Below are 22,633 nucleotides of genomic sequence, written 5' to 3' on the forward strand. Positions count from 1 at the left end.
GTCGTCGGTCGTGGCCGAGCTGCGGGCGGCGACCTTGCGGGTCGTCCTGGCCTCGACCTCGTTGTCCTTGCGCGTGGCGGCGGCCTTCTGCGCCGCCGAGCTGCGGATCGCCTGCTGGTGGGCGGCGGTGCGCTGGGCGGGCACGGGAGCGGCTGCGGCCTCGACGGCGTCGACCGAGGCCCCCACCTGCGAGCCGATCTTCGAGGCGTCCCTGGCGACGACGTCCATGAGGCTCTTGGCGACCTTCTCGCCCTCGGTCACGGCGGTGCCGGCGACGCGACGACCACGGGTCATCGTGGCGGTGCCGCGCTCGCTGAGGTCGAACGCGGTGCGCTCGCCCTGAGCGCGCAGGTCGGTGACGACCTTCTCGCCGCGGGCCGCGGCGGCGTCGTACTGGTCCTTGGCGTTGCTCGCGATGACGAGGCCCTCGTTGAGGACGCGGGCCGGGAGGTCCTGGGCCTGCGTGACGAAGCGCTCGGCATACGTCGTCGCGAGCTTCTGGAGCTCGGTGGTGCGGTTCTGGAGGTCGGCGATGCGCTTCTGGAGGTCCTTCTGCAGCTGGTTCGCCTCCTTCTTGGCACCCTTGCGCAGGTCGGCGCCCTTGGCCTGTCGACGGGCGACCTCGAGCTGCTCACCCGCGGTGCGGACCGTGTCGATCGCGATGTTCGCGGCGCCGACGACGGCGTAGAACGGCGTCGCGTCGACCTGGACGTCGGGCATGCGGCCCTCGACCTGGACGAGCTGGCCGCGCACGTCGGCGACGGCGGCCTCGGCCTGCTTCTGGGCGTCCTTCACGGTCTGGGTGATCTTCTTGGGGAGTGCCATCTCAGTTCTCCTTCTCGTTGAGCTCGGGGGCCGCGGCAGCAGTCGTGCTGCGCGACGGACGCCGGCGGGATGCACCAGCCGGCGGGTGCGTGCTTCGCCGGGCGCGTGGACTGCGCGGTGTCGTGGCGGCTGCCGGCTCGTCGGTGCCGACGAACGACAGGTAGATGTCGACGAGCACCGCGCGCTGACGGTCACTGAGGACCGGGTCGGCGGCGATGGCGGAGAGGACGTCCGGGGCGGCAGCAGGGTCACTGTCGGTGACCCGCTCGTCGAGGATGCCGGCCTGGACGTAGAGCGACTCGGCCGACACCTGCAAGCCCTTGGCGATCTGCTGCAGGATCTCGGCGCTGGGCCGCTTGAGCCCACGTTCGATCTGCGACAGGTAGGGGTTGGAGACTCCGGCCATCTCAGCGAGCTGGCGCAGCGACAGCTGGGCGCTCTCGCGCTGTTCGCGCAAGTAGGCCCCGAGGTCGGGAAGCGGAAGCTTGCTCATGCCTCCATTGTGCTAACTGCAGCAAGCAAAATGCAAACTCCGGGCAGCGTGAGACGTCCCACACCGCCTCCAGGGCGCGCAGGAAAGTGAGCACTCGACCGGGGGTGATGCGCATACGAAAGTGAGCACTCGACCGGGCGGGTCCTGTCGAGTGCTCACTTCCCAACGCGCGTCGCTCGAGCGGGTCAGCGGGTGCGGCGGTCCTTGATCGCAAGCGCCTCGCGCGCCTCGGTCGTCGACATCGGCGGGCGCTGCATCACCGTCGCGAGGTCGGCTGCGCGGGCCACGAGCTCGCTGTTGTGCTCGACCGGCCGGCCCCTGGCATACATCAGGTTGTCCTCCATGCCGACGCGCAGATGACCGCCGGCCGAGAGAGCCGCAGCAACGATCGGCAGGTGGGCGCGGCCGATGCCGGTGGCCGACCAGCTCGTCACCTCGGGCGGCAACATCGCGACGCCGGCGAGGAGTGCCTGCGGCGTGCCCGGCATGGCGCCCGGCACCCCGGTGACGAAGTCGACGTGGACCCTGCCGCCGTAGGGCAGGCCGCACTCGTCGATGAGTCGGCGCAGGGCGTGCACGTGACCGAGCTCGAACAGCTCGAACTCCGGCACGACCTCGCGCTCCTGCGCCTGCCGATAGAGATCGACCATGAAGCCCCACGGGTTGAGGAAGACGCCGTCGCCGAAGTTCGTCGTCCCGCACGTGAGGGAGCACGAGTCGGGGTCCGCGTCGAGGACGGTGAGGCGCTTGTCGAGCGGGTCGGTGACGGCCCCGCCGGTCGAGAGCTGGACGACGAGGTCGGTGGCCTCACGCACCCCGTCGACGGCCTCCTTGAGCAGGGTCGGGTCCAGCGTCGGCTGGTGCTCGCGGTCGCGCACGTGGATGTGGATGAGGGCGGCACCCGCTCGCTCGCACGCGACGGCAGTCTCGACGAGCTCCTCAGGCGTCGTCGGCAGCGCCGGGACGCCCGCCTTGGCGGTCTCGGCGCCGGTCGGCGCGACGGTGATCAGGGTGCTCGCGACGCTGCGTGCAGTGCTCAAGGCGCTCATGGCGCTCATCCTGCCAGCGCCGGACGCCGTCTCAGGTCACGGAGCGACGATCGTCGTCTGGGCGGCCGCGAGGTCGTCGACGAGCAGCTCGAGGGTCGGGTCGGTGTTGCGCTTGATGACCGCGAGGGCGATGGGGCCGTCGACGTGGTGCCGCGCGACCGACGTCACGTGCCCGACGACGCGGTCACCGGCCCGAACCTCGCTCCCCTGCGCCGGCAGGACATGGCCCGACCCGTCGAGGTGGAGGAAGACCAGACGACGGGGCGGCCTTCCGAGGTTGTGGACGCGCGCGACCGTCTCCTGCCCGCGATAGCAGCCCTTGTGCAGGTGCACGGCCGTGCGCAGCCAGTCGACCTCCTGGACGATGGTGCGGTGGTCGGTCTCGAGCCCCAGTCGTGGACGCCACGCGGCGATGCGCAGCGCCTCGGCTGCCCAGAGTCCGGCGAGCGGCCGATCGCCCACTGCCGCAACGAGATCGGCGCGTGGCACGATCACCTCGCGCCAAGCTCGCTCGGTGCCCGGGTGCTCGTCGACCGGGCCGTATGCCGCGGTGTCGCCGACGAGGTCGGGCCAGGGGTCGCGCCAGGCCAGGGGCTCACCCTCGACGGACTCGCTGGCGTGCGGCTCGCCGAGAACCGCCCAGTCGTCGGTGACGAGAGCGACCTCGACCCGCAGCATGAAGCGCATCTTGTCGAGCCAGCCGGCGAGCGCCTGCCCGGCACCCGGCTCGGTGGTGATCCACGTGGTCTCGCCGTCGTCGACGAGGTGCAGCGAGTGCTCGACATGGCCCTTGGGAGTCAGGACCAGGGCCTCTCGGGACTGTCGCGGCTCGAGGCCGAGGAGGTGCTGGGTCGTCAGCGAGTGGAGCCAACTGAGCCGGTCGGGTCCGGTGACAGTCACGACGTCGCGGTGCGAGAGGTCGACGACCGCAAGGCCCTCCTCGAGGAGGCGCTGCTCGCGCATCGGGTCGCCGTAGTGCAGCGCGACGGCCGCTTCAAGGCCTTCGCCCGCCACGGCGCCCGGCCGGGACAGCAGGGGGCTCCTCGTCGATCGGGTCGGCAGCTCCACGTCGCTCATGTCCGGTGGAACGCTCACGGCATACGCCTCATTCCACGCGCTTGAGCGTGGCGGACACGTGGCTCTGGAGCTCCTGGCCGACCGCGGCCATGTCCATGACCCACATCAGCTGGGACTCGACGAGACCGTACATGCGGGTCGCGGCGTTGTACTCCTTCGCCCCCGGTGCCCGCAGGACGCCGTCGGTCTTGAGCTGGATCTTGGCCGGCTCGATCTTGCCGTAGTAGAGCTCGAGAATGCCGGTCGGGTGCGCGAGCAGCAGCTCGACCTCACCGTTCTCCAGCGGGCGCCAGAACCCCGACTCGACCGCGGCCGGACGCACCTTGGCCCCGTTCTCGGAGTCGAGGATCCAGGCTCGGCTCTCCCACTTGAGGAAGCCGCGTCCGTCGTGCGTGACCTCGACCTCCTGGCCGAAGTGCGCGGACTCGATCGTGGGATAGCCCACGACACCGGCGCCCTCCCAGCGTCCGATGAGCCACGCGAGGGGTCGCAGCGGCTCGGGGATGTCCTGGTCGAGGTTGAACATGCGCCCGATCGTAGCCTGAGGCCATGGACACCCCCGCACGCTCGCTCGTCATCAAGGTCACCACCGGCATCGAAGCCCCGGAGCGCCTCTCGCAGGCCTTCACGGTCGCCGCGACGGCCGTCGCCAGCGGCGTCGGCGTCTCGCTCTGGCTGACCGGGGAGTCGACGTGGATGGCAGTCCCGGGCCGGGCCGAGGGGTTCGAGCTGCCGTATGCCGCCCCGCTCGTCGAGCTGCGCGACGCGGTGCTCGCGGGTGGCCGGCTCACCGTGTGCACGCAGTGCGCGGCGCGGCGGGACCTGACCGAGGACCAGCTCGTCGACGGTGCGGTCATCAAGGGAGCCGCGGTCTTCGTCGAGGAGGTCATGGCCGAGGGCGCGCAGGCCCTCGTCTACTGAGCATCCCCGCGAAGCGTGGCCTCTCGACCTGCGGGAGGCGGCAAGACGTGGCCTCTCGACGGTTGAGGCGAGGGGGCGGGGGGCAGTGGTGCAGGGGGCGACGGGGTCAGGTGAGGACGGAGAAGAGGTGCACGACGGCGCCGACCACGAGCACCGAGCCGACGCCGGCGCTGACCTGTCCGCGGACGGTCGGCACGGCCGGCTCCACCGCGAGGACCCGCCGGAAGGACCACGACGCCGTGCCGACCACGGCACCGATGCCGAGCGCCTCGAGCGTGCCCACGTCGGCGAAGCGTGACGCGGCGACGACCGCGGCGAGCATCCCGGCCGCGAGCGCGACGAAGCCGAGCAGGGGCGCCGCGACCCGAACTCCCGAGAGCAGGTCTGCGACGACGGCAGCTGCGACCGCGGTCATGGCCACCACGGCGAGGGCCTGACCACGGTCGGTGTCGGCGGCGACGACCGCCGTCGTACCCGATGCGATGACGGCCAGCCCGCCGAACGACGAGAGCAGCGTGAGGACGAGGCCCTCGCGGCCCGTCCGCCGGACGAGCTGCCCGACGAACGCGAGGACGATGCCGAACGCCACGGCAGCAGGCATCCACAGGAGGTCCTCGCGCAAGGCGCTCAGCACGATGGCCACGGAGGCGACGCCGAGCACGACGGTCGTCGCCGCCGGCGTCCACGAGCCGGTGATCCGCGGCCACCCCCAGACGAGCGCGAGGGCGAGCACGAGCGTCACACCCAGCGTGGCGGCATACCCGGAGTCCTGGGCGACGAGCAGGACCACCGCAGCCACGAGAGCCGAGACGATGCTGCCCCAGCGGATGCGGGCGGCGCCCACGGGCGAGAGCGGTTCCTGGTGCGGCCTTGCGGCCCCCGGCGTCCCCGGCGTCCCCGGCGCACCCGAGGCGTCGGAGCGCTCGGGGCCGGGCTCGCGCAGGGCCGCGTTGTCCTCAGGCACGGGGGCCATTGTGCATCACCCCCCGGCGAAGGGCGGCAGCACCTCGACCGTGCCACCGTCGGGCACCGGCTCCTCGCGTCGCACGGCGCGCCCGTCGAGCAGGAAGCTCGCCACCGCCGCGACGCGCGCGAGCTCCGGGTGCGCGGCGACCGCCGCGTCGACGACCTCGCCCACGCTGGCTCCCTTCCGCGTCTCCATGTCGGTACCCGCCGCGGCCCGGGCTGCCGCCCAGTAGCGCACTGTGACGGTCGGGGCAGGAGCGGCTGGAGCGGCGGTGTCCGGGGCTGCGGCGGCCGTCGGTGCGGCCGGTGAGGCCGTACGCGACTCGGGTGCACTCGGGGCCATCTCACTCCGTCTCATCGTTGATGCGGTCTGGTTCGCACCTGACCAGTCTCGCCTATCCTGCATGAGATGGCCCGCCTGCTGCTGCTCACCAACGCGCTCGCCCCGAGCGCCGAGGTGCTGCCTGCCCTCGGGCTGCTGAGCCACACGGTGCGTGTCCTGCCGGCCGAGGCAACGGCCCTCGTCGACTCGCCCGACTGCGACGTCGTCGTCGTCGATGCGCGACGGGAGCTGGCGAGTGCCCGCTCCCTGTGCCGGGTGCTGCGCACGACCGGGATCGGCACTCCCCTGCTGGCCGTCCTCACCGAGGGCGGCCTCGCTGGCCTCACGTCCGAGTGGGGGCTGGACGACGTCCTTCTCGACACCGCCGGGCCCGCCGAGGTCGACGCACGGCTGCGTCTGGCCATGACCCGGGGACAGGACGACGACGCCGGCCTCGACCTGCCGATCACCTCGGGCGAGCTCGTCATCGACGAGGCGTCGTACTCCGCGAGGTTCCGGGGCCACGCGCTCGACCTGACCTACAAGGAGTTCGAGCTCATCAAGTACCTCGCGCAGCACCCGGGCCGGGTCTTCACCCGCGCCCAGCTGCTCCAGGAGGTGTGGGGCTACGACTACTACGGCGGCACGCGCACCGTCGACGTCCACGTGCGTCGACTGCGGGCCAAGCTCGGCCCCGACCACGAGACGCTCATCGGCACCGTCCGCAACGTCGGCTACCGCCTCGTGCCCGACCGCGCCGAGACCCGGGCTCCCGAGACCGCCGACGCGCCCTGACCCGCCCGGACGCCCGGACGCCCGGACGCCCGGGACGCAGCGATGCCCGTATGCCATCGAGCGGGCTCGACGGCATACGGGCAGCTGGGTTGGTGCTGGGACTACGGCACCAGGACCTTCGTGATGCGGCTCGGGACCAGCGGCGTGTACGGCGAGTGAGCCGTGAGGTAGGCCGCGAAGCCGTCGATGTCGAGGCCGCCGAAGTACTTCGCGGTGCCCGCCTTGAAGGCCGGGAAGCCGTCGCCACCATCGGAGAGGAAGTTGTTGGTGACGATCCGGTAGGTGGCGGCCTTGTCGACCGGCACGCCGTTGATCTTGACCGAGCCGTCGTCGACGGTCGCCGTGTCGTCGGTGGGCACGTTCGGCGTGCCCTTGCCGAGCTGGGTGTAGCTGTAGGTGAAGCCGGCGCTGACCTGGAGCACCTTCGGGCTGCTCGCGCTGTTGGCACCACTGAACTGCTGATTGAGCAGGTCGTAGATGCCCTGCCCCGTGATGTCCATCGACACGAGGTAGTTGTTGAACGGCTGCACCGTGAAGGCCGACTGGTACGTGACGTTGCCGTTCGCGTCGGCCACCAGGTCGGAACGGATGCCGCCCGGGTTCATGAAGGCGACGACGGGCGTCTTGCCCCCGGTCACGACGGACGGGTCGGCCAGCTGAGCGTCGGCGATGAGATCACCGAGCGGCGACTCGCCCGCGGCGTTCTGGGCCTTGCTGACCGAGGCCCCGACGATTTGCCCGAGCACCTTGTCGGCGATGGCCTTGACGAGCTTGGAGTACGTCGCGATGAGCGCCGTCTCGGCAGGGTCCTTGGCCACGGTCTGGGTCACGAGCAGGTTGCGCGAGTCCGCGGTCGTCGGACGCACGATGTCGCTCGTGCGACGGTCGTAGGTCACGTCCGTCTCGTTGAACAGACGACCGAACGAGGAGGCCGAGGTGATGAGCCGCGGCTGACCGTTGGGGTCGGGCAGATTGCAGATGTACGGCTGGTGAGTGTGGCCCGAGATGATCATGTCGATGGCCGGGTCGAGACCCTTGGCGACCGGGATGATCGGCGAGTCGGCCGAGAGGGTCCCGCCGCCCTGGCAGGTGTAGTCGTACGGCGTGGACGCCGGAACGTTGCCGCCCTGGTGGATGAGCACGACGATGGCGTTGACACCCTGCGCCTTGAGCACGGGCACGAGAGCGTTGGCGGTCTTGACTTCGTCGGTGAACTCGAGGCCTGCGACCCCGGACGCCGTGACGATGGACGGCGTGTCCTTGAGGGTCATGCCGATGAAGCCGACCTTGGCACCGTTGAACGTCTTGATGGCGTAGGGCGGCAGGATCGTCTCGCCGGAGGCCTTCTCGACGACGTTGGCGGCGAGGTACTGGAACTTCGCGCCGGTGAAGGTGCCGGCCGCGCAGGAGTTCTGGTTGTTGAGGCCGTCGGGGCCGTCGTCGATGCAGCCACCGTGCTGGAGCCGCTGGAGCTCTTTGTAGCCCTCGTCGAACTCGTGGTTGCCCACGGCCGTGATGTCGAGGCCGAGCGTGTTGAGCGCCTCGACGGTCGGCTCGTCGTGGAAGGCGGCTGACAGCAGCGGGGAAGCGCCGACCATGTCGCCGGCGGCGACGGTGACCGTGTCGGGGTGACCGACGCGCGCCTCCTTGAGGTGCGTCGCGAGGTACTCGACGCCGCCGACGACGGTCGTGTCGGTGCTCTTGGGTCCGGTCTGGATCTTGCCGCTCGAGCCCTGCGGCGGCTCGAGGTTCCCGTGGAAGTCGTTGAACGACAGGATCTGGATCGGGAACTGCGTCTTGCCGGGCGCCTTGCCGGTGTCGGGCCCCGCGGTGGGTGCCGCGAGGGCGGGTGCCGCGAGGGCCGCGGCGCAGATTCCTGCGACGGCGACGCCCGTGATGCGGCGGGTGGTACGGGACATGTGTCTCCCTTGATCAGGTGTGAGTCGCGTGCCCATCGGCACCCACGGAGGCTAGTGCCCGGAGGGTCGCCGGAGGGGCTTGCCGATTGACAATGTTTGTGAGCTGCAGTGCAGGGCCCCGAGCCCTGACCGGACCCTAGCCGGGACCGGCGACAGGCGAGACCCCGCGCGTCCCTGTGGTGGAATCGCGGTATGCCGCGCCCGACCGTCGCCCTGCGCGATGCCACGCACCCCCTCACTCCCGACGAGTCGGCAAGCGTCCTCGTGCTCGCTGCGGATGCCGCGGCCGCCGACGGGGCGGAGCCACTGTCGGAGCAGTTCCGCCTGTCCGTGCGTGCCCGCGAGCACGACGGGGTGGACCACCTGCTCGCGACGGACGCCGAGGGACTGCTGGTCGGCTACGCGCAGTCGCGCACGGGCGAGGGCCCGCCCTCGGGGGAGCTCGTCGTGGCGCCCGTGGCCCGGCGGTCAGGCGTGGGCACCGCGCTGCTCGCGTGCCTGCCCCACGGCATACGCGTCTGGAGCCACGCGACGGGTCGGGCAGCAGACGAGGCCGCCGCCTTCGCCCGCGCCAACGGCCTCGTGGCCGTGCGCTCGCTCCACGTCATGGGTCGCTCCCTCCGCGACGGACCACCGTGGCCGCCGGCCTCGCTCGACCCGAGGTATGCCGTCCGCTCCTTCGAGCCCGGACGAGACGAGGACGCGTGGCTGGCCCTCAATGCCGCGGCGTTCGCGCACCACCCGGAGCAGGGGTCCATGCGCCGGACCGACCTCGACCAGCGGATGGCCGAGCCCTGGTGGGACCCGGCGGGTCTGATCCTCGTCGTCGAGGCGCAGGACCCGGACGTCCTCGCGGCCTCGCACTGGACGAAGGTCGACCCACCGGGCGGGGACGTCGGCGAGGTGTACGTCGTGGCGGTCTCGCCGGACCGGCAGGGTCAGGGACTCGGCCGCGCGGTCACCGTGCTGGGCCTGGACCACCTGCGCTCCCTCGGCCTGGACAGGGTCGTGCTCTACGTCGACCAGGACAACGTCGCCGCCGTGCGCACCTATGCCGCCCTGGGGTTCGTCGACGTCGAGGTGCACCGGCAGTTCGCCCGGACGGAAGCGGGTGACCGCTCGTCTCCGCCGCCCCCGGCTGAGACGAGTTGACCCTCGGATCACCGTTCGGTGCCACGATGGACGCATGAGCACCGGCAGCCTCACCACCCCCGACCTCGACCAGCAGGACACCCAGGCGGTGGGGGCCCGTGACGCCGCAGCCGAGGAGCCGACGAGCGAGGCGGCAGAGGTCAGCTCGTTCACCAGCACCGTCCCGACCCGGCGCACACCCCCACGGGCACCCAACGGGCGCTTCGTCGGTGCCGGTGGGCAGGGCGACGAGGACGAGCTGCCCGCCGATCGCTACCTCGAGCGCGAGCTGTCGTGGCTGCAGTTCAACGAGCGGGTGCTGCAGCTCGCGATGGACCCGGCCGTGCCGCTCCTCGAGCGCACCCGCTTCCTCGCCATCTTCGCCAACAACCTCGACGAGTACTTCATGGTCCGGGTCGCCGGGCTCAAACGGCGCATCGCGACCGGCCTGGCGGTCCGCACCGCGGCCGGACTGGAGCCCCGCGAGCTGATCGAGCGCATCGCCCGCCTCGCGCACGAGCTGATGCAGCAGCACGCCAGTGTCTTCCAGCACGACGTGCGCCCGTCGCTCGAGGACGAGGGCATCAGCGTCGTGCGCTGGGACGACCTCGACGAGGACGACCGCGAACCGCTCCACTTCTTCTTCGCCGACCGCGTCTTCCCGGTGCTCACCCCCCTCGCGGTCGACCCCGCCCACCCCTTCCCCTACATCTCCGGCCTGTCGCTCAACCTCGCCGTGCTGCTGCAGAACCCGAAGACGGGCACCGAGCACTTCGCCCGGGTCAAGGTGCCGCCGAGCCTCCCCCGCTTCATCCTCGTCGAGGAGGACGTCGACGCCGAGGTCGAGCGCAAGCGCTTCGTCCCGCTCGAGGACGTCATCGCGAGCCACCTCGACCAGCTCTTCCCCGGGATGCTCGTGCAGGAGCACTTCTCCTTCCGCGTCACGCGCAACGAGGACCTCGAGGTCGAGGAGGACGACGCCGAGAACCTCCTCACCGCCCTGGAGAAGGAGCTGACCCGACGCCGTTTCGGCCCGCCGATCCGGCTCGAGGTCGAGGAGGACATCGATCCCAAGGTGCTCGACATGCTGGCCCGCGAGCTGCAGATCAGCGACCGTGAGATCTACCGCCTGCCCACCCCGCTCGACCTGCGCGGCCTGTTCACCATCGCCGACGTCGACCGCAGCGACCTCGAGTTCCCGAAGTTCTTCCCGCGCACCCACCYGGACTTCGCCCCGACCGAGAGCTCCAAGGCCATCGACCTGCTCACGGCGGTGCGTCAGAAGGACGTCCTCGTCCAGCACCCGTACAACTCGTTCTCGACCTCGGTGCAGGCCTTCATCGAGCAGGCGGCAGGCGACCCGAAGGTGCTCGCGATCAAGCAGACGCTCTACCGCACGTCGGGCGACTCGCCGATCATCGACGCCCTCATCGACGCCGCCGAGGCAGGCAAGCAGGTGCTCGCCGTCGTCGAGATCAAGGCGCGCTTCGACGAGGTCAACAACATCTCGTGGGCCCGCCAGCTCGAGGAGGCGGGCGTCCACGTCGTCTACGGCGTCGTCGGCCTCAAGACCCACGCCAAGCTGTGCCTCGTCGTGCGCCAGGAGTCCGAGGGCCTCGTGCGCTACTGCCACATCGGCACCGGCAACTACAACCCCAAGACGGCCCGCGTCTACGAGGACTTCGGCCTGTTCACGACCGACCCGCAGGTCGGCGAGGACCTGTCGCGGCTCTTCAACCTCCTCTCGGGCTTCGCACCGCGCAGCAAGTTCAAGCGGCTCCTCGTCGCGCCACGGTCCGTGCGATCGGGCCTGATCGACCTCGTCGACGAGGAGATCGACCTCCACGCCTCGCGCCGCGAGGGCGCGCCGTCCGGACGCATCGTCATCAAGGCCAACTCGATCGTCGACGAGGCCCTCATCGACGCGCTCTACCGGGCCAGCATCGCCGGCGTCCGTGTCGACATCTGGGTGCGCGGCATCTGCGCGCTCCGGCCCGGCGTCGAGGGCCTCTCCGAGAACATCCGGGTCCGCTCCGTCCTCGGACGTTTCCTCGAGCACTCCCGGGTGTTCTGGTTCGACCACGGCGGCGAACCGCAGGTCTACATCGGCAGCGCCGACATGATGCACCGCAACCTCGACCGCCGGGTCGAGGCGCTCGTGCGGATCGCCGAGCCCAGCCACCTCGTCGAGCTCGCGGACCTCATCGACCTCGCCTTCGCGGAGACGACGTCGCGCTGGGACCTCGGCTCGGACGGCCGCTGGGTGCGCCACCACCTGTCCGACTCCGGCGAACCGCTCGACGACCTGCAGGAGAAGCTCATCGAGCGCCACGACAGACGGCGCCGCAAGGCGCGACGTCGCTGACCGCAGGTCGGCACACGTCCCGGTTGCGACCGTCGCTGGGCCGACGAGGCCGGCATCGGGCAGACTGGCGCGCGTGGCCTCAGTGATCCCCGCCGCCGGCACGCTGCCCTGGCGGCGTCGCGACGGACGCCTGGAGGTCGCCCTCGTGCACCGGCCGAAGTACGACGACTGGTCCTGGGCCAAGGGCAAGCTCGACCCCGGCGAGCACGCGTGCGTGGCCGCGACCCGCGAGACCCTCGAGGAGACCGGGCTCGTCGTGCGCCTCGGGGTGCCACTTCCGTCGGCGGAGTATCCCGTGCTCGACGCGACCGGAGGTCCGGCCACCAAGCAGGTGCACTACTGGTCTGCCCGCGTGACCGGCGGCACCGGCACGCTCGAGCACGAGATCGACGAGGTCGCCTGGGTCGACGTCCGCACGGCACACGACCGTCTCGACTATGCCCGGGACCGGGAGCAGCTGCTCGCGCTCGTCCGGGCCGACCGGGGGGACGAGCTGCGCACGTGGCCCATCGCGTTCGTCCGCCACGCCAAGGCGGTCCCGCGCGGCAAGTGGAGCAGCGACGACCGGCGGCGACCGCTGGATGCCGTCGGCCGCGCCCAGGCGACCACGGTCACGGGGGTGCTCGGCGCCTACGGCGTGAAGCGTGTCGTCTCCTCGTCCTCGACCCGCTGCGTCGCCACCGTCGAGCAGTATGCCGCCGCGCGCGGACTGCGGCTGCGCACCCGCGACGCCCTGTCGGAGGAGGGCTTCGCCAAGAGTGAGGAGGGGGCCGTCGCCCAGGTGCGGCGCCTGCTCGAGCGCGGCGACCCCGCCGCCGTGTGCAGCCACGGTCCGGTGCTCCCGACCCTCCTCGGGATCCTGCACACCCGCGTCGCGCAGTCCCCCGAGCGCGGCGGGATCGTGGCCGAGCACCTGCGCGCTGCCGCGGACGAGTCGATGCGCAAGGGCGAGGTGCTCGTCTGCCACCTCGTGGGGCGGGGCGAGGACGCGCGCGTCGTCGACGTCGAGCGCATCGACACCTGACGTCCGGACGGTCCTCGGCACGCTCCGTCCCGTCCCAGTCCCGTCCCAGTCCCGTCCGAACCCTTCATGGTGGGCCGGTCCCGGTCTCTGACGCACCCCCAGATGGCCCTGCACCCCAAGATGTCGCCCCTCGTTCACCCTGCGTTAACCGCACGTGGACCAGTGGTCACCCGGCGCACTTATGTTCGCCGTGGATCACCATCCAGCACCGTCGCTCGGACCTGACCGAACGACCACCTGAACACCCCATCGAGAGGGATCACACTCGTGTCTGTTTCGCGTTTCAGCGCTCTCGGCGTCATCGCCCTGTCCGGCGCTCTCGCGCTCTCGGCCTGCGCGTCCGAGAACAACGGCGCCGCGCCCGGCGCGGGCTCCACCGGAGCGGGCTCGACGGCCGCCGGCGACTGCTTCACCGGAGACCTCAAGGCCGAGGGCTCCTCGGCCCAGAAGAACGCCATCGACGAGGCCATCAAGGCCTACCAGTCGAAGTGCGCCGACGCCAACATCGACTACCAGCCCACGGGCTCCGGCGCCGGCATCAAGCAGTTCATCGCCAAGCAGGTCGACTTCGCCGGCTCGGACTCCTCGCTCAAGACCACGCCCAAGGACGGCAAGGTCGAGGCCCAGGACGCCAAGGCCGCCTGTGGCTCCGACGCCTGGAACCTGCCCATGGTCACGGGTCCCATCGCGATCGCCTACAACGTCAAGGGCGTCGACAAGCTCGTGCTCAACGCCGAGGTCGCGGCGAAGATCTTCGACGGCAAGATCACCACCTGGAACGACCCTGCCATCGCCGCGCTCAACAAGGGCGTCACCCTTCCTGCCACGCCGATCAAGGTCTTCTTCCGCTCCGACGAGTCGGGCACGACCGAGAACTTCACGAAGTACCTCAAGGCCGCCGCCCCCGACGCCTGGTCCTACGAGACCGGCAAGAAGTGGACCGGCAAGGGCGAGGGCAAGGAGAAGTCGGCCGGTGTCGCCACCGCGACGAAGGGTCAGGACGGCGGCATCACGTACGTCGAGCTCTCCTACGCCCAGCAGAACCAGCTCCCGATGGCCCAGATCGACACCGGCTCCGGCCCGGTCGAGCTGACCGCCGCCTCGGCGGGCAAGACGATCGCAAAGGCCGAGCAGACCGGCACGGGCAACGATCTCGCGCTCAAGATCGACTACGCCACCAAGGAGGCCGGGGCCTACCCGATCGTCCTCGTGACGTACGAGGTCGTGTGCTCGAAGTACGCCGACGCCGCGACGGGCAAGAAGGTCAAGAGCTTCCTCAAGACCTTCGCCTCGGACGAGGTCCAGAAGGGCCTCGAGTCCAAGGGGTACGCCCCGCTGCCGACCGAGGTCGCGACCAAGGTCCAGGCCGCGGTCGACGCGATCTCCTGAAGCTCCCCATGACCGGGTCGGAGCGATCGGACCGGGTCGACAACGCAGGGGCGGGCGCCACATTCGGCGGCCGCCCCTGCGCCAGTACCACGCAACCGAAGGAAGGGGCCTCCACGTGTCCACAGTGACGGGCGTGTCCGCCGCGGACCAGACTCCCGGGCCGGACGGCCAAAGGCCCCTGCAGGGCGACCGGGCGTCCACGGGTCGCCTCGGCGACCGGCTCTTCGGCGGCGCGGCAACGGTGTCCGGCGTTTTCGTCATCGTCCTCGTGACCCTCATCGCGGTCTTTCTCATCGTGCAGGCCGTGCCGGCCCTCATGGACAACTCGGCGAACTTCTTCACCAGCCGGGTCTGGGCGCCCGGTGGCGACCACCCGGCCTTCGGCATCCTCGAGTTCCTGTGGACCACGGTGACCGCTTCCACCATCGCGATGCTGCTCGCTGTCCCGGTCGGCGTAGCCGTCGCGCTCTTCATCACGCAGTACGCGCCGACGTGGATGCGCCGCCCGGCTGCTGGCCTCGTCGACCTCCTCGCCGCGGTGCCCTCGATCGTCTACGGGCTCTGGGGTCTCATCGCCTTCGCGCCGGTCTTCAAGCCCGTGCAGGGCTGGATCGAGACCGCGTTCGGCTGGTTCCCGCTCTTTGCGCCCACCGGCATCAGCGGCGGCACGATCTGCTTCATCGGCATCGTGCTCGCGATCATGGTGCTTCCCATCGTCACCGCTCTCTCACGCGAGGTCTTCGACCAGACGCCGACGGCCCACAAGGAGGGCGCGCTCGCGCTCGGGGCCACCCAGTGGGAGATGATCCGCACGGCGGTGCTGCCCTTCGGTCGCCCCGGCGTCATCTCTGCCTCGATGCTCGCCCTCGGTCGCGCGCTCGGCGAGACGATCGCCGTCACCTTCCTCGTGTCAGCACTCTCCGACGGCAGCCCGTGGACGTGGTCGCTCTTCAACGGCGGCGAGACCTTCGCGTCGAAGATCGCCAACAACGCTGCCGAGTTCAGCAACCCGACCAAGACGGGCGCCTACATCGCGGCCGGCCTCGTCCTCTTCGTGCTGACCTTCGTCGTCAACAGCATCGCCCGCGTCGTCATCGAGCGCAGGAAGGCCTTCACCGAATGACCGCCGCTACCGACCGCCGCCTCCCCGACGACCGCGTCCTGCCCGGAGGCCCCTCCACGCCTCCGGGCGGGCGCTCGAGCGGCGACGTGCTGTCCGAGATGAACCACCCCCACCGTGCCCGGGCCGTCAAGGACGTGGTGGCCARGATCGTCATGTGGGCCGCCTTCGCGCTCGCGATGGTCCCACTCGTGTGGATCCTCGGCACCGTCATCGCCAAGGGTGCCCACCTGCTCACGACGTCGACGTGGTGGACGGGCAACCAGCGCAACATCAACTCCGACGACTTCGGCGGCGGCGCGCGCCACGCCATCGAGGGCACCCTCCAGATGGTTGGTTTCACCGCGCTCATCGCGGTGCCGATCGGCGTCCTCACCGCCGTCTACCTCGTCGAGTACGGCCGTGGTCGGCTCGCCCGGACGATCAGCTTCACCGTCGACATCCTCTCCGGTGTGCCTTCTATCGTCGCGGCCCTGTTCATCTACGCCGTGTGGGTGACAACCTTCGGCTTCGAGCGCTCCGGCTTCGCCGCTGCGCTGGCGCTCGTGCTGCTGATGATTCCCGTCATCGTGCGGTCCACCGAGGAGATGCTCAAGCTCGTGCCCAACGAGCTGCGGGAGGCGGCCTACGCACTCGGCGTGCCGAAGTGGGTCACCGTCGTCAAGATCGTGCTGCGCACCGCGTTCTCCGGCATCGTGACCGGGGTGCTGCTCGGCATCGCCCGGGTCATGGGTGAGACGGCGCCGCTGCTGATCCTCGCGCCGTACACGAAGAACTTCCAGCGCGACCTGTTCCACGGCAACTTCCCGACACTTCCCATGATGATCAACCAGGACCGTGGCGACTTCGCCCTGGCGACCGCAGCCGAGCGCATGTGGGGCGCCGCCCTGACCCTGATCATCCTCGTCCTGCTGCTCAACCTCATCGGCCGGGTCATCGCGCACTTCGGCTCGGTCAAGAAGTAAGAGAAAGCGAATCTTCACGATGGCAAAGCGAATCGACGTCTCTGACCTCAACGTCTACTACGGCTCCTTCAAGGCCGTCGAGGGCGTCTCGATGACGGTCGAGCCCCGCTCCGTGACGGCCTTCATCGGCCCGTCCGGCTGCGGCAAGTCGACCTTCCTGCGCACCCTGAACCGGATGCACGAGGTGATCCCCGGTGGCCGCGTCGAGGGCAAGGTGATGCTCGACGACCAGGACCTCTACGCCAGCTCGATGGACCCCGTGACCGTGCGCCGCACGGTCGGCATGGTGTTCCAGCGGCCCAACCCCTTCCCGACCATGTCGATCTACGACAACGTCGCGGCAGGCCTGCGCCTCAACGGCGTGAAGAACAAGAAGACGCTCGACGGCATCGTCGAGCAGTCACTGCACGGCGCGAACCTGTGGACCGAGGTCAAGGACCGCCTCGGCAAGCCCGGCGCGGGCCTCTCCGGTGGTCAGCAGCAGCGTCTCTGCATCGCGCGCGCCATCGCCGTGCAGCCCCAGGTGCTCCTCATGGACGAGCCGTGCTCGGCGCTCGACCCGATCTCGACGCTGGCGATCGAGGACCTCATCAACGAGCTCAAGAGCGAGTTCACGATCGTCATCGTCACGCACAACATGCAGCAGGCAGCGCGGGTCTCGGACCGCACGGCCTTCTTCAACCTCAAGGCGACCGGCGAGCCGGGACGCCTCGTCGAGATCGGCGACACGACACGCATCTTCAACAACCCCGCCGAGCGGGCCACCGAGGACTACATCTCCGGCCGCTTCGGCTGACCCGACTGGGGTCAGCGGAAGATCGACGTGGCGTACCACGCGACGATGGCGACGAGGCCCGCGCCGGGGAAGGTGAGGATCCACGCGCCGACGATGTTGCTGGCGACACCCCAGCGGACCGCCGAGAGACGCTTCGTCGCGCCGACACCCATGATGGACGCCGTGATGGTGTGCGTCGTCGAGATCGGTGCACCGAACGCCAGGCCGGCCACGTAGAGGATCGACGCAGCAGTGGTCTCGGCAGCGAAGCCCTGCGGGGGCGTGAGGTGGATGATCCGGCGACCCAGCGTGCGCATGATGCGCCACCCACCGGCATACGTACCTGCGGAGATGACGACTGCCGAGAGCAGCAGAACCCAGATCGGGACGGTGTTGCTGTTGTGGAGGCCCGAGATGTTGAGGGCGAGCAGGACGACGCCTGCCGTCTTTCCGGCATCCTGCAGGCCGTGGCCGAAGGCCATTGCGGCAGCCGATGCCGTCTGCGCCAGACGGAAGCCCCGCGTCACGCGACTCGGGTTGGCGCGGCGGAAGGCCCAGAAGATCGCGGTCATCACGAGGTAGCCGACCACGAGCCCGACGACCGGCGAGATGATCATCGGGATGACCACCTTGTCCCAGATGACGCCCCACTGCACGGTCACACCGGCGACCAGGGCAGCGCCCGCGAGGCCACCGATGAGGGCGTGGGAGGAGGACGACGGGAGGCCGAGCCACCAGGTGAGCAGGTTCCAGCCGATGGCGCCGACCAGGGCTGCGGCGACGAGCCAGAGACCGTTGACGCCCTGCGGCTGCTCGATGATGCCGGAGCCGATGGTCTGGGCCACCTTGGTGCCGAAGAAGGCCCCGAAGAGGTTGGCGACGGCCGCCATGGCGAGCGCCACGCGGGGTGTCAGGGCCCGGGTCGAGACCGAGGTCGCGATCGCGTTGGCCGCGTCGTGGAAGCCGTTGGTGTAGTTGAAGCCCATGGCCAGTGCGATGACCGCACCGACCCCGAGGAGGGGGATGGTCGTGTCCATCAGCGGGTCAGGACTCCTTGACCGCAATGCCCTCGACGACGTGGGCCACCTTCTCGAACGCGTCGGCGGCGTTCTCGAATCCGTCGACGATGGCCTTGACCTTGATCACGTTGACCGGGTCCGGCGAGTTGTTGAAGAGAGCGGCGACCATCTTGCGATGGAGAGTGTCGGCCTGGTTCTCGAGACGGTTGATCTCGATCCAGTAGCTCTTGAGGTCCTTCATCGCCCGCAGCCGCGGCATGGCCTCGGCGGTCACCTCGGCCATCCGGGCGAGGATCTCGAACTGCTCGGCGAGGCCGTCGGGGATCTCACCCATGCGGTAGAGCACGATGAGGTCGGCGGTCTCCTCGATGTAGTCCATGCAGTCGTCGAGGGACGCAGCGAGGTGGTGGATGTCCTCGCGGTCGAACGGGGTGATGAACGAGCTGTTGACCTTGTTGAGGAGCTCGTGCGTCGCGTCGTCAGCGGCGTGCTCGAGGTCCTTGAGCCGGTCGGCAACGGCCTGCCGCTTCGACGGCTCGACCTCCAGGAACCGGGTCAGCTCGCGGGTCGCCTCGACGAGGAGTTGGGCTGAGGAGGTGAAGAGAGTGAAAAAGCTGGTGTCCTGGGGTGTGAGGCGAAAACCCACGGGGCTGCTCCGGTCGATCGAGGGCTGGTCCGGGACGATGCTACGGCGTCTCGGTCACTCCCACGCAACCGAGCATCAATCCGGCGTTCACCCCCACACGCGACGACGAGAGAGCTCGCCCGCTGCTACTGCCCCGAGCCGGCGCTGACCGGGCCGGGGCCGTGGCAGGGACGGGCTGTTGAGATCTTCTCACCCGAGATGCCGAGCAACGCGTCCACCTCTTCGGGCGTGAAATGACGGGGGCTCGACGAGGCGGCCACGACGAGGTCGCTCACGAGCTCGATCTCGTCGGCGAGTGCGACATCGAGCAGGTCACCTGACCGCTCATCGTCGGGCATCATGGGTCCAATCTAGGCGTCCAGCTGGTCATCCGTGCAGCGAAGCCCCGGACGAGGTGGGCGCGCCCCACGTGTCGTATGCCGTGGGGCCGAGGTCGCGTCGGGCCGGGAGCGCCTCTCGGCACAGGGCCGCTCGTAGCGGCTTGATTTGGGACCCGGGGCTACCGCGACCCGACGCGCGTTCAAGGATAGAGGCGTCCGAACGGATCACCAAAGATCCCACGACACCGGTTCTGGCACTCGCCGTCAGCCCGCCCCGGCGTGGAGCTCACTCGAGCGCGTCCGCACGCCACAGCCGCGCGCACACGGTGAGGTCCTCAGCCATCACGAGGACGCTGGCGGCCCGCTCGGCAGCCTCGTCACCGGACGAGACGTCGGCGCGCCCGGCCGAGACGACGCGGCAGAAGGCCGACGCGCGCTCGAGGGCCACAGCCAGGTCACCCTCGAAGACACCGCGCAGCACCTCGTCGATGACCCGCCCCATCTCCTGCGGCCCCGGAGGCTCGGCAGCGCCGGCCACGACGTGGTTGGGACCGGTGAAACGGATGCCGGCGGCATACTCCCGACTCGCCTCGTCGGGGGCACGCTTGACCCATTCACGCAGCACGTAGAGGCGCCACAGCGCGCCAGGGAGCGACCGGGCCGGGCGCTGCGACCACAGCTCGGCGAGCGTCGACAGCCCGATGTCGTCGACGAGCGCCACGAGCTTCTGCGTCACCGCCGGGTCCGACGCCGCCCGTCCGGCGTGGACGAGCGCGAGCGCGGTCTCGTGGGCGACGTGGATCTGCTCGGTCGGGTCGTAGGCGGGACCGTGCGCCTCGAGGGCCGCCTCGCTGAAGAAGGCAGGCCGCCTCGGGGCGCGATGGTCGCTCTCGCTCATCCCAGCAGGCTAGCCCCGACGCCGACGGCGCAGGCGTGTCGACACCGCCTCATCGATCAGGTCGAGGACGCGAAAGATGTCGAGGGCTTGTGCAATGTTGAGACTTTGTCTAGGGTCAGGACGTCGGTCAAGCAAGCGCCGCCACCACTCTGATGGAGACGCCATGACCGACCCCTTCCGCGGACCCCGCAAGGACGCTCTGACCCGCGAGCTCATCACCACGCACCGCACCTCGGCCTCCGAGACCGAGCGGTCCGCAGCCCTGGAGACGGTGACCCGGCTGCACATGCCGCTGGCCCGATCCCTCGCCCACCGGTATGCCGGCAAGGGGCTCGACCGGGACGACCTCGAGCAGGTCGCCTTCCTCGCCCTGCTCAAGGCGATCGGCCGCTTCGACCTCGAGCAGCCGACGGAGTTCGGTGCGTACGCCACACCCACCATCACCGGCGAGCTCCGCCGTCACTTCCGCGACCACGGCTGGCTCGTGCGGCCCCCGCGCGGCTTGCAGGAGCGTCGCCAGCTGGTCACGGGCGCCCGCACGGAGCTCGAGCAGACACTCGGCCACGAGCCCACCCAGGCCGACCTCGCCGCAGCGCTCGACCTGACGCTGGAGCAGGTCAGGGAGGCGCAAGTGGCCTCGACCAACCTTCGCCCGGCATCGCTCGACGCGGTGACGACGGAGGGGGGCCGACCGGTGCTCGACCTCGTCGACGCGCGTGCCGAGCACCAGACGGACCCGGGGCTCGACGACGGCATTCTCGTGCGGACGGCCCTCAAGCGACTCCCTGCACGCGACCAGCACATTCTCGAGCTGCGGTTCACGCATGACATGACCCAGGCGGAGATCGCACAGGCCATGGGCCTGAGCGCCATGCAGGTCAGCCGGCTGCTGCGACGCGTCCTCGCGGAGCTGCGTGGACACCTCGAGTCCACGGAGCTCCTGAGCGCCTGACGAACCGGACGCGGAACGTCCGCAACCGCCCCTAGCGTGGCCCCCATGAGCACATCGCAGACGACGAACCCCACCCCGTGGGAGCCGCCGATCGCCGGCAACGACGTCGACCAGCTCGTCGGCTCCCTCGAACGGATGCGGGCCACCTTCCGTTGGAAGACCGACGGCCTGGACGCGGACGGCCTGCGGGCCCGCGTCGGCGCCTCCAACCTGACGCTCGGAGGCCTCCTCAAGCACCTCGCGTCCTGCGAGGACTACACGTTCACGCACGAGATGCGCGGCGAACCCATCGGACCTCCCTGGGACGCGACGGGCTGGGACGGCAGCAACGACTGGGAGTTCGGATCGGCCGCCGACGACTCACCCGAAGAGCTGTACGACCTCTACGACAGCGCCGTCCAGCGATCCCGCGAGCGGCTGACGGCGGCTCTCGCAGACCAGGGTCTCGACCAGCTCGTCCACGCCTCGATGCCCGACGGTCGGCACGCGAACCTGCGGCGCCTCGTCTCCGACTTCGTCGAGGAGTACGCCCGTCACGCCGGACACGCCGACCTGCTGCGTGAGGCAGTCGACGGTCGCGTCGGTGAGGACCCGCCCGACGGATGGGCCCCGACCTCAGGCCACTTCAGCTTCGCGTGACCGCAGCCGGGCCGCCCCGCGGTTGACCCGGCATACGTCCTGCTGCGAATGCCTCAGTGCTGGTAGGTGCCGTGGATGACGGCGCGAGCCAGCGTCTTGAACGCGAGGTTGAAGGACACCACGGCAGGCGACGCGGAGTCGTCGACGCCCAGGCTCGGCTCGGACACGGCGTGGACGACGTAGAAGTAGCGATGAGGCATGTCGCCCTTCGGCGGCGCAGCCCCCATGAAGCCCTGCTGGCCTCCGTCGTTGCGCACGTGGAAAGCCTTGCCGGGCAAGGCTGCTGCGGCGGCACCAGTGTCGAGTGAGGTGACATCGGCGGGCAGGTCGACGAGCACCCAGTGCCAGAAGCCCGACGGTGTCGGCGCGTCGGGATCGAAGCAGGTGACGACGTAGCTCTGCGTGCCCTCGGGGGCGCCGCTCCACGACAGCTGCGGGGAGGTGTTGCCCCCGTCGGCCACCTGATCGTCCTTGAGCGGCGCCCCGTCGGTGACGTCGGCGCTGGTCACGCGAAACGACGCCACCTGCGGCAGAAGGTCGTAGGGGTTGGGGGCGACCGGTCGGTCGAGGCTCATGCTGTCCTCCTGCGAAGCCGTTGGTGCTTGCACCATACCCATCGCGCGAGTGTGCCGTTCCGGCCCTGCCGACCCCCGTTGCGTGTCGTCGGGGCCGCCTCCCCCACCCCCACATCATCCTTGGCGGGTGACGCCGCCGCAGGGTGTCCTGCACGCACAATCGTGCATGAGACGCGCGGGCACGCCGGTCACCACCCTCCTCCTTCTCGCCCTGCTGGCGGCGTGCTCCGGAAACGGGTCCGTATCGTTGCCGACGTCGCAACCCAGCGTCAGCGCGCCGGCCGTGGCCCTGCCGTCGCTGACGGGCCCGTCGCGGACCGCGCCGACGCTCACGCTCCCGACGGCCACCGTTCCCACGACGCCTGTGGAGACGGTGACGAAGACGGAGACCCGGACGGAGACTCGGACGGCAACCCAGACGGCGACCCAGACGGCGATCCAGACGGCG

General features: G+C 70.2%; 24 protein-coding genes. 11 read left to right on the forward strand and 13 right to left on the reverse strand.

Translation table 11 applies throughout. The annotated features are described in order from the left end of the window. The 5 genes from AC1DP0_RS01885 to AC1DP0_RS01905 form a co-directional block, all read right to left on the reverse strand. Positions 1-825: hypothetical protein (locus AC1DP0_RS01885; protein WP_478082202.1), on the reverse strand; the 825-nt coding region annotated here is incomplete at its 3' end. A 1-nt stretch (position 826) separates the two neighbouring features. Continuing rightward, positions 827-1,318, reverse strand: a complete 492-nt coding sequence (locus AC1DP0_RS01890) for a helix-turn-helix domain-containing protein (RefSeq protein ID WP_478082203.1) — start codon at positions 1,316-1,318, stop codon at positions 827-829. Positions 1,319-1,503: 185 nt separating this feature from the next. After that, positions 1,504-2,367 carry a beta-keto acid cleavage family enzyme gene (locus AC1DP0_RS01895; RefSeq protein WP_478082204.1) on the reverse strand — a complete coding sequence of 288 codons (864 nt, stop codon included), beginning with the start codon at positions 2,365-2,367 and terminating at the stop codon, positions 1,504-1,506. A 36-nt stretch (positions 2,368-2,403) separates the two neighbouring features. Beyond that, positions 2,404-3,444 carry a CAF17-like 4Fe-4S cluster assembly/insertion protein YgfZ gene (ygfZ, locus tag AC1DP0_RS01900; protein WP_478082227.1) on the reverse strand — a complete coding sequence of 347 codons (1,041 nt, stop codon included), beginning with the start codon at positions 3,442-3,444 and terminating at the stop codon, positions 2,404-2,406. A 28-nt stretch (positions 3,445-3,472) separates the two neighbouring features. Continuing rightward, entirely contained in the window at positions 3,473-3,970 is a 498-nt protein-coding gene (locus AC1DP0_RS01905; protein ID WP_142203913.1) for a heme-binding beta-barrel domain-containing protein, read from the reverse strand. Positions 3,971-3,993: 23 nt separating this feature from the next. On the opposite strand from AC1DP0_RS01905, the gene AC1DP0_RS01910 reads away from it, so the two are divergent. Next, positions 3,994-4,365, forward strand: coding sequence for a DsrE family protein (locus AC1DP0_RS01910; protein WP_478082205.1), 372 nt, complete (start codon positions 3,994-3,996; stop codon positions 4,363-4,365). A gap of 106 nt (positions 4,366-4,471) precedes the next feature. Here the strand turns inward: AC1DP0_RS01910 and AC1DP0_RS01915 are convergent, their stop codons facing one another. Both AC1DP0_RS01915 and AC1DP0_RS01920 read right to left on the reverse strand, forming a co-directional pair. Beyond that, positions 4,472-5,338: a hypothetical protein gene (locus AC1DP0_RS01915; protein WP_478082206.1), complete on the reverse strand. Its 867-nt coding sequence runs from the start codon at positions 5,336-5,338 to the stop codon at positions 4,472-4,474. A 6-nt stretch (positions 5,339-5,344) separates the two neighbouring features. Further along, positions 5,345-5,569, reverse strand: coding sequence for a MoaD/ThiS family protein (locus tag AC1DP0_RS01920; protein ID WP_478082228.1), 225 nt, complete (start codon positions 5,567-5,569; stop codon positions 5,345-5,347). 171 nt (positions 5,570-5,740) lie between these two features. Between AC1DP0_RS01920 and AC1DP0_RS01925 the strand changes: the two genes are divergently transcribed. Beyond that, entirely contained in the window at positions 5,741-6,448 is a 708-nt protein-coding gene (locus AC1DP0_RS01925) for a response regulator transcription factor (RefSeq protein ID WP_478082207.1), read from the forward strand. Between the two features lie 101 nt (positions 6,449-6,549). Here the strand turns inward: AC1DP0_RS01925 and AC1DP0_RS01930 are convergent, their stop codons facing one another. Then, positions 6,550-8,367 (reverse strand): bifunctional metallophosphatase/5'-nucleotidase, encoded by a 1,818-nt coding sequence (locus AC1DP0_RS01930; RefSeq protein WP_478082208.1) that lies wholly within the window; start codon positions 8,365-8,367, stop codon positions 6,550-6,552. Between the two features lie 192 nt (positions 8,368-8,559). Between AC1DP0_RS01930 and mshD the strand changes: the two genes are divergently transcribed. The 7 genes from mshD (at position 8,560) to pstB (ending at position 17,157) form a co-directional block, all read left to right on the forward strand. Beyond that, the gene (mshD, locus tag AC1DP0_RS01935; RefSeq protein ID WP_478082209.1) at positions 8,560-9,519 is read left to right on the forward strand and encodes a mycothiol synthase; all 960 of its coding nucleotides are present in this window, start codon (positions 8,560-8,562) and stop codon (positions 9,517-9,519) included. A gap of 34 nt (positions 9,520-9,553) precedes the next feature. Beyond that, on the forward strand, positions 9,554-11,863 hold the full coding sequence (locus AC1DP0_RS01940; protein WP_478082210.1) for an RNA degradosome polyphosphate kinase: 2,310 nt from the start codon (positions 9,554-9,556) through the stop codon (positions 11,861-11,863). A gap of 73 nt (positions 11,864-11,936) precedes the next feature. Further along, positions 11,937-12,887 (forward strand): NUDIX hydrolase, encoded by a 951-nt coding sequence (locus AC1DP0_RS01945; RefSeq protein WP_478082211.1) that lies wholly within the window; start codon positions 11,937-11,939, stop codon positions 12,885-12,887. A gap of 267 nt (positions 12,888-13,154) precedes the next feature. After that, a complete protein-coding gene (gene pstS / locus AC1DP0_RS01950; RefSeq protein ID WP_478082212.1) occupies positions 13,155-14,276 on the forward strand; it encodes a phosphate ABC transporter substrate-binding protein PstS in 1,122 nt (373 codons plus the stop codon). Positions 14,277-14,391: 115 nt separating this feature from the next. Then, the gene (pstC, locus tag AC1DP0_RS01955) at positions 14,392-15,399 is read left to right on the forward strand and encodes a phosphate ABC transporter permease subunit PstC (RefSeq protein WP_478082213.1); all 1,008 of its coding nucleotides are present in this window, start codon (positions 14,392-14,394) and stop codon (positions 15,397-15,399) included. Next, positions 15,396-16,361: a phosphate ABC transporter permease PstA gene (gene pstA / locus AC1DP0_RS01960; RefSeq protein ID WP_478082214.1), complete on the forward strand. Its 966-nt coding sequence runs from the start codon at positions 15,396-15,398 to the stop codon at positions 16,359-16,361. Before pstC ends, pstA begins: the two co-directional genes overlap by 4 nt. Before the next feature lie 19 nt (positions 16,362-16,380). Beyond that, positions 16,381-17,157, forward strand: a complete 777-nt coding sequence (gene pstB / locus AC1DP0_RS01965) for a phosphate ABC transporter ATP-binding protein PstB (protein WP_478082215.1) — start codon at positions 16,381-16,383, stop codon at positions 17,155-17,157. 11 nt (positions 17,158-17,168) lie between these two features. Here pstB and AC1DP0_RS01970 read toward each other — a convergent pair whose 3' ends face one another. The 4 genes from AC1DP0_RS01970 to AC1DP0_RS01985 all read right to left on the reverse strand — a co-directional run bounded on the left by AC1DP0_RS01970 (position 17,169) and on the right by AC1DP0_RS01985 (position 20,019). Further along, complete coding sequence (locus AC1DP0_RS01970; protein ID WP_478082216.1) at positions 17,169-18,173, reverse strand: inorganic phosphate transporter; 1,005 nt, start codon at positions 18,171-18,173, stop codon at positions 17,169-17,171. Between the two features lie 7 nt (positions 18,174-18,180). Continuing rightward, the gene (locus AC1DP0_RS01975) at positions 18,181-18,801 is read right to left on the reverse strand and encodes a DUF47 domain-containing protein (protein ID WP_478082217.1); all 621 of its coding nucleotides are present in this window, start codon (positions 18,799-18,801) and stop codon (positions 18,181-18,183) included. A 125-nt stretch (positions 18,802-18,926) separates the two neighbouring features. Then, positions 18,927-19,142 (reverse strand): hypothetical protein, encoded by a 216-nt coding sequence (locus AC1DP0_RS01980; protein ID WP_478082218.1) that lies wholly within the window; start codon positions 19,140-19,142, stop codon positions 18,927-18,929. A gap of 265 nt (positions 19,143-19,407) precedes the next feature. After that, positions 19,408-20,019, reverse strand: a complete 612-nt coding sequence (locus AC1DP0_RS01985; RefSeq protein ID WP_478082219.1) for a hypothetical protein — start codon at positions 20,017-20,019, stop codon at positions 19,408-19,410. 163 nt (positions 20,020-20,182) lie between these two features. On the opposite strand from AC1DP0_RS01985, the gene AC1DP0_RS01990 reads away from it, so the two are divergent. Both AC1DP0_RS01990 and AC1DP0_RS01995 read left to right on the forward strand, forming a co-directional pair. Beyond that, the gene (locus AC1DP0_RS01990; RefSeq protein WP_478082220.1) at positions 20,183-20,971 is read left to right on the forward strand and encodes a sigma-70 family RNA polymerase sigma factor; all 789 of its coding nucleotides are present in this window, start codon (positions 20,183-20,185) and stop codon (positions 20,969-20,971) included. A 45-nt stretch (positions 20,972-21,016) separates the two neighbouring features. Beyond that, complete coding sequence (locus tag AC1DP0_RS01995; RefSeq protein WP_478082221.1) at positions 21,017-21,610, forward strand: mycothiol transferase; 594 nt, start codon at positions 21,017-21,019, stop codon at positions 21,608-21,610. Positions 21,611-21,663: 53 nt separating this feature from the next. On the opposite strand, the gene AC1DP0_RS02000 is transcribed toward AC1DP0_RS01995, so the two are convergent. After that, positions 21,664-22,185, reverse strand: coding sequence for a YbhB/YbcL family Raf kinase inhibitor-like protein (locus tag AC1DP0_RS02000; RefSeq protein WP_478082222.1), 522 nt, complete (start codon positions 22,183-22,185; stop codon positions 21,664-21,666). Between the last annotated feature and the right edge of the window lie 448 nt (positions 22,186-22,633).

The sequence above is a fragment of the Terrabacter sp. P5_B1 genome (genome assembly GCF_056400505.1).

Bases quoted from the DNA above. Each gene is read 5' to 3' on its own strand.
- AC1DP0_RS01930 (WP_478082208.1), bottom strand. From the start codon at position 8,367: ATGTCCCGTACCACCCGCCGCATCACGGGCGTCGCCGTCGCAGGAATC.
- AC1DP0_RS02000 (WP_478082222.1), bottom strand. From the start codon at position 22,185: ATGAGCCTCGACCGACCGGTCGCCCCCAACCCCTACGACCTTCTGCCG.
- AC1DP0_RS01980 (WP_478082218.1), bottom strand. From the start codon at position 19,142: ATGATGCCCGACGATGAGCGGTCAGGTGACCTGCTCGATGTCGCACTC.
- ygfZ (WP_478082227.1), bottom strand. From the start codon at position 3,444: ATGAGCGACGTGGAGCTGCCGACCCGATCGACGAGGAGCCCCCTGCTG.
- pstB (WP_478082215.1), top strand. From the start codon at position 16,381: ATGGCAAAGCGAATCGACGTCTCTGACCTCAACGTCTACTACGGCTCC.
- AC1DP0_RS01990 (WP_478082220.1), top strand. From the start codon at position 20,183: ATGACCGACCCCTTCCGCGGACCCCGCAAGGACGCTCTGACCCGCGAG.
- AC1DP0_RS01910 (WP_478082205.1), top strand. From the start codon at position 3,994: ATGGACACCCCCGCACGCTCGCTCGTCATCAAGGTCACCACCGGCATC.
- mshD (WP_478082209.1), top strand. From the start codon at position 8,560: ATGCCGCGCCCGACCGTCGCCCTGCGCGATGCCACGCACCCCCTCACT.
- AC1DP0_RS01995 (WP_478082221.1), top strand. From the start codon at position 21,017: ATGAGCACATCGCAGACGACGAACCCCACCCCGTGGGAGCCGCCGATC.
- AC1DP0_RS01895 (WP_478082204.1), bottom strand. From the start codon at position 2,367: ATGAGCGCCTTGAGCACTGCACGCAGCGTCGCGAGCACCCTGATCACC.
- AC1DP0_RS01925 (WP_478082207.1), top strand. From the start codon at position 5,741: ATGGCCCGCCTGCTGCTGCTCACCAACGCGCTCGCCCCGAGCGCCGAG.
- AC1DP0_RS01970 (WP_478082216.1), bottom strand. From the start codon at position 18,173: ATGGACACGACCATCCCCCTCCTCGGGGTCGGTGCGGTCATCGCACTG.
- AC1DP0_RS01890 (WP_478082203.1), bottom strand. From the start codon at position 1,318: ATGAGCAAGCTTCCGCTTCCCGACCTCGGGGCCTACTTGCGCGAACAG.
- AC1DP0_RS01985 (WP_478082219.1), bottom strand. From the start codon at position 20,019: ATGAGCGAGAGCGACCATCGCGCCCCGAGGCGGCCTGCCTTCTTCAGC.
- AC1DP0_RS01915 (WP_478082206.1), bottom strand. From the start codon at position 5,338: ATGGCCCCCGTGCCTGAGGACAACGCGGCCCTGCGCGAGCCCGGCCCC.
- AC1DP0_RS01905 (WP_142203913.1), bottom strand. From the start codon at position 3,970: ATGTTCAACCTCGACCAGGACATCCCCGAGCCGCTGCGACCCCTCGCG.